At 73.8% G+C, this 1,716-nt stretch carries 1 protein-coding gene and 1 pseudogene; one reads left to right on the top strand and one right to left on the bottom strand.

Annotation, left to right across the window (positions count from 1 at the left end; all coding sequences use genetic code 11):
* Window positions 1-960 (top strand): annotated as a pseudogene (locus tag ACRDP3_RS00805) (regulator); the annotation flags it as partial.
* A gap of 40 nt (window positions 961-1,000) precedes the next feature.
* Here ACRDP3_RS00805 and ACRDP3_RS00800 read toward each other — a convergent pair.
* Window positions 1,001-1,522: a DinB family protein gene (locus tag ACRDP3_RS00800; protein WP_431514826.1), complete on the bottom strand. Its 522-nt coding sequence runs from the start codon at window positions 1,520-1,522 to the stop codon at window positions 1,001-1,003.
* Window positions 1,523-1,716: the final 194 nt, after the last annotated feature.

Below are 1,716 nucleotides of genomic sequence, written 5' to 3'. Positions count from 1 at the left end.
GTACCGGGCTCGGCGCCACGCGCGGAACGGCCGGACCGTACAGAACGCGGCCCAGGGCAGCGAGTCACCGCCGGAGACGTCAACGCGCTGCGCTCCGTCGGCGAACTCTTCCGCGCCCTCGACCACGCCTACGGCGGGGGCCACGCCCGGCAGGCGCTGGTGCGCTACCTGGAACACGAGACGGAGCCGATGCTGCGCGGGGTGTACGGGGAGCAGCTGGGCCGGCGGCTGTTCGGCGCGGCGGCCGATCTGACCCGGCTGGCGGGCTGGACCTCCTACGACATCGCGGCGCACGGGCTGGCCCAGCGCTACTTCGTCCAGGCACTGCGGCTGGCGCAGGCGGCGGGCGACCGCGCCTACGGCAGCTATGTGCTGGTCACGATGAGCAGGCAGGCGGTCTACCTCGGGCACGGCCGGGAGGCGGTGCAGCTGGCGCGGGTGGCGCAGCAGGGTGTCGGCACCGCCGCTCCCCCGGTGGTGCAGGCGCTGCTGCACGCGGCGGAGGCCCGCGGGCACGGCGTACTCGGGGAGGTGCGCGCGTGCACGTCCGCGCTCGCCCGCTCCGAACGGGTGCTGGAGGCTGCCCAGGCGAGCGAGGACGCGCCGCCGTGGGCGCGCTTCTTCGACGAGGCGCAGCTGGCCGACGATGCCGGGCACTGCCACCGCGACCTGCACCAGTACCGGGCGGCGGCGCAGCACGCGGAGCGCTCGCTGCAGCTGCGCGGCGCGGGCTTCGCCCGCAGCCGGCTGCTGTGCCGGGTGGTGCTGGCGACGGCACGGCTGGGGCTCGGCGAGGTCGAGCAGGCGTGCGCGCTGGCCGCCGAGGCGGCGCAGCAGGCGGCTGAGATGCGGTCGGTACGGGCGCACGAGTACGTACGGGACTTCGAGCGGCGGCTGGAGCCCTACCGGGACGCGGCCCCGGTGCGGGGGTACCGCGAGCGGGTGGCCGCGCTGGGCTGACGGTCTGACGGCCGCTGAGACCGGTCGCCCGCCGGGCGACTCACTCGCCGGTGCGGCCGTCGATGTGCTCCCGCACCAGGTCCGCGTGACCGTTGTGCCGGGCGTACTCCTCGGTCAGGTTGAGGAACAGCCAGCGCAGATCGGCCAGTTCACCCGACGGGCGCCGGAAGGTGTCGTCCAGGGAGCATCCGGCGATCACGGCGCGGGCCGCGGCGACCTCCTGGTGGTAGCTCTCGAAGTCGCCGGGGGCGCTCTCGGGGGTGCCGTCGTTGAAGTCCCCTTCCAGATTCTCCTTGGTGAAGAAGATCCACGGCAGGTCGGTATCGCCGCCGAGGTGGTTGCGGAACCACCAGCGTTCGACTCCGGCCAGATGGCGCGCGAGGCCCAGCAGGGACAGCGTGGACCGGCCTACCGGACGCAGCGTGAGCTGCTCGCCGGTCAGGCCGCCGCACTTGAACAGAAACGTCGCCCGCTGGAAGTCGAGGGCGGCTTCCAGCGCCGTCCGCTCGTCCGCCACGTATACCCGCTCGGGCCGCTCGATTTCGGGTGTGGTCCAGGTCATCCGCCCACGGTAGAGCGCGCCACTGACAACGGCCCTCGGTTCAGGCAACTGCCCCCGGCCGGGGCGGGCGTTCACCGGCGGGGGATCAACTCGCAGGGGATCTCCATGGTCACCATCGTCGGGCCGCCGGGCGGGCTGCTCACCGCGAGGATGCCGTCGAACTGGCCCAGCCGCCGTTCGATGCCCGCCATCCC

The organism is Streptomyces sp. (genome assembly GCF_050698815.1).
Lineage (GTDB): Bacteria > Actinomycetota > Actinomycetes > Streptomycetales > Streptomycetaceae > Streptomyces.
This window is presented reverse-complemented; position numbering and strand designations above follow the sequence as displayed.

Coding starts and splice junctions, on each gene's coding strand:
- ACRDP3_RS00800 (WP_431514826.1), bottom strand. CDS start 1,522: ATGACCTGGACCACACCCGAAATCGAGCGGCCCGAGCGGGTATACGTG.